At 59.1% G+C, this 2,756-nt stretch carries 3 protein-coding genes; 2 read left to right on the forward strand and 1 reads right to left on the reverse strand.

The features are described from left to right. Together AC1DJT_RS35850 and AC1DJT_RS35855 are read left to right on the forward strand one after the other, a co-directional pair. The coding region (locus tag AC1DJT_RS35850) for a phage tail tape measure protein (protein WP_476835970.1) at positions 1-1,323 on the forward strand (1,323 nt) is incomplete at its 5' end. Positions 1,324-1,619: 296 nt separating this feature from the next. Beyond that, complete coding sequence (locus tag AC1DJT_RS35855) at positions 1,620-2,087, forward strand: Panacea domain-containing protein (RefSeq protein ID WP_441508649.1); 468 nt, start codon at positions 1,620-1,622, stop codon at positions 2,085-2,087. A gap of 281 nt (positions 2,088-2,368) precedes the next feature. On the opposite strand, the gene AC1DJT_RS35860 is transcribed toward AC1DJT_RS35855, so the two are convergent. Continuing rightward, complete coding sequence (locus tag AC1DJT_RS35860; protein WP_476769778.1) at positions 2,369-2,569, reverse strand: KTSC domain-containing protein; 201 nt, start codon at positions 2,567-2,569, stop codon at positions 2,369-2,371. Positions 2,570-2,756: the final 187 nt, after the last annotated feature.

Raw genomic sequence — 2,756 nt, forward strand, 5'->3', positions numbered from 1 at the left:
GCTGGGCGTCTCCATGGAGCAGTTGTCGGCGATGATCGGCTGGGCGTCTCCATGGAGCAGTTGTCGGCGATGATCGCGACTATGGGCCAGTCAGGTCTGCGCGGCGACGAAGCCGGCGTTGCGATCCGGTCGGGTCTCGTCCGAACCGTGAAACCAACGCAGGACTCGCGCCAGGCGATGGCCGAGTTGGGCCTGAAATTCGAAGATTATCAGACTTCGAAACAAGCGGTCGTTCCGGGTGATCTCGTGAACGGTTTGCGCCAGCGCGGCCTCGACGTCTCGAGTTCGGTCCAAGCAAAAATGCCCGAAATCGTTGCCGCGGCCCAAGCCGCTGGTGGTGATGTCGGAACGGAACTGACACAGGCCCTGATCAAAGAGTTGGATGTCAGCACCGTTAAGGACCGGAACAAGCTGTCTTCGATGGTCAGCAGGTACGTCGCCTCGCTCGGCGAAGGTCTCGATATCGAGAAGTTGCTTGAGGATCTGCGTAAACGCGGCGTGACGGCGGGTCAGACGGCGCGCATCTTCGACGCCAAGCAGGGCACGCGTATCGGCACGCTGTTGTTCGGCGATGCCTTCGAAGGCTTCCTCAAACAGCTTAAGGAAGGTGCGCCAGGCTCGGTCGACCGCGCGGCCGATAGGATGACGCAAGGCGCGGTTGGGTCTCACAATCGCTTTGTGGGTTCGGTCGATGCTCTCGTGTTGTCCGCGTCCGAATCCGGTGCGCTGGATGCAGTCTCCAAAGTGCTGGAAACAACCGCTTCCGGAATTCGCGCGCTCGGCAACCTGACCAGTGGCGTCGATGATTTCGGGAATAGTGTAAGCCGCGTCGCTGGGGCGCTGGATCTCGTAAAGAAGGCCGCAACGTTCCTTGGCGGYAAGCCCACGGACGGCTCCAGCCAGGGCGGCCTGCTCGAGGCTGCCGCAGGCGCAATCAAAGGCGTCGGTGCGGTCGCTGCAGGCAAGCACTACACTCCGCCTGACGCAGAAGCGCTAGCGGGGATGAAGGCACAGCTCGACGGCGTGAACGGGAAGATTGCGGACATTCAATCGCGATTGCACCCGAGCCGCCGGAATGAGCCGAACGCCGATGTCGATCGCCTCCGTTACGAAGCGCAGGATTTGGTGAACCGCATTTCGCTCGGGGAGTTGAAGGCCACTGTCGAGGGGCCGGTAACGGCCACGCTCGAGCCAGGTTCGAAGGTCGACGTCGCGGTTACGGTCAAAGCCGACGGCGCGACAGTAACAGGCATGACGGCAACCGCATCCGGCTCGGCCCGAGCCTCCGTCGGCACGTCGATGGGGCACCTCGTGAACCGATAAAGATTGGCGGCCTTCGGGCCGTCATACCCCGCCCGTGCGACTGTGGATGTAAACGGGCGCGGGCGGGCTACTGACATCTTCTGTTCACGCTTGGTGCGCATTATATGACTGTGATCGAAGCCATTCGCCGCCGGTTGCGACGGGTGGCTATCGGTGTTGTCCACAGGTACAGTCCGAATCGGCTGCACCCAGTGGGTGATGCCTGCAACCAAATTCTAGTGCCCGTCGGTGGCCGCGAAAAACTCGCAAACCGGTACGACGGGAGAGGTGTGTCCGATGCATGGAGGGAGAAGCTAGTGGCTATTCATCCTTTCTCCGCCGCCAAAATGATCTGCCGCAGATCGGGGTGGAGCGCGACCAACCTTTCTGTTCAGAAGATCCTCTATCTCGCCCATATGGTTCATCTGGGTCGGACGGGGGAGCCCTTGGTGCGCGAAACTTTCCAAGCGTGGGACTATGGCCCGGTCCTTCCTTCGCTCTATCACAAGGTCAGTGCCTTCGGTTCAAAGCCGATTCCAAACGTATTCACCTCGGCGCTAGATGTGGACGATACGCCAGAAGGTCAGACGCTTCGCGAAGCATGTGACAATCTTCTGGCCAATTCGCCAGGGCAGCTGGTAGAGAATACGCACTGGAGCGGCGGCGCGTGGGCAAAGCACTATCAAGCCGGCGTCAGGGGAATCGTGATACCGGATGCGGACATTGCCGCCGAATACCGAGCAAGAATGGAGCGTCCCGTCGCAGCCGGCCAGCGCCGAGATTGACTGGCCGAACAAGACGTCAATAAGCGCAGCCACTCTGGAAGCGCAACTCCAGCAGGAACGAGACGCTAAGCGCGAAGAGCGATTTTACTGGATTTTCTTGTGTGTAATTCTCGCGGATTGCATAGTATTCAAACATATTGACGATTGGAAGTTAATCACTCCAATCTTCCTGCTCCAGTTGATCATGTTGATTGGTCTGGCTGATTGGCTGGGGGTCGATAGGGTTCGTGTGCTGCTTGAGGCGCTATACGCTCGATTTGCACCGAAGAATGGCAATTGAGTTACCGCGCGCTGTACCGATCTTTGATGTGATCGTTGAAGTACGCGCCCTTTGACGAGGCGCGGCACAGACCGTCGTAAATGCGCTCTGGCACTCGATAGTAGCTATACGGCCCGCCGGACTCGGTGAACCAAATCTGCAGAACTAACGTCGTCGAGTCGTATTCTGCGCGACTGATTGCGGATGAATTGAAGCGTGGCATTGTCTGTTGCCCCTATACTTGCGCCGCGTCACAGCCGCCAATTCTGCTGAATTTGCTGCTCCGCCTCAGATACGAGGTAGCCCTTCGGCGTGGGCCGCCTTGCGGTGGCGCGTGCTGAGTGAAGAAATAGGCGTATGGATAGTCATACGCCTATGCCGAAGCTCTCTCGGCTTGAAGTGATCACGAC

It is taken from the genome of Allobosea sp. 05T422_2 (assembly GCF_056396265.1).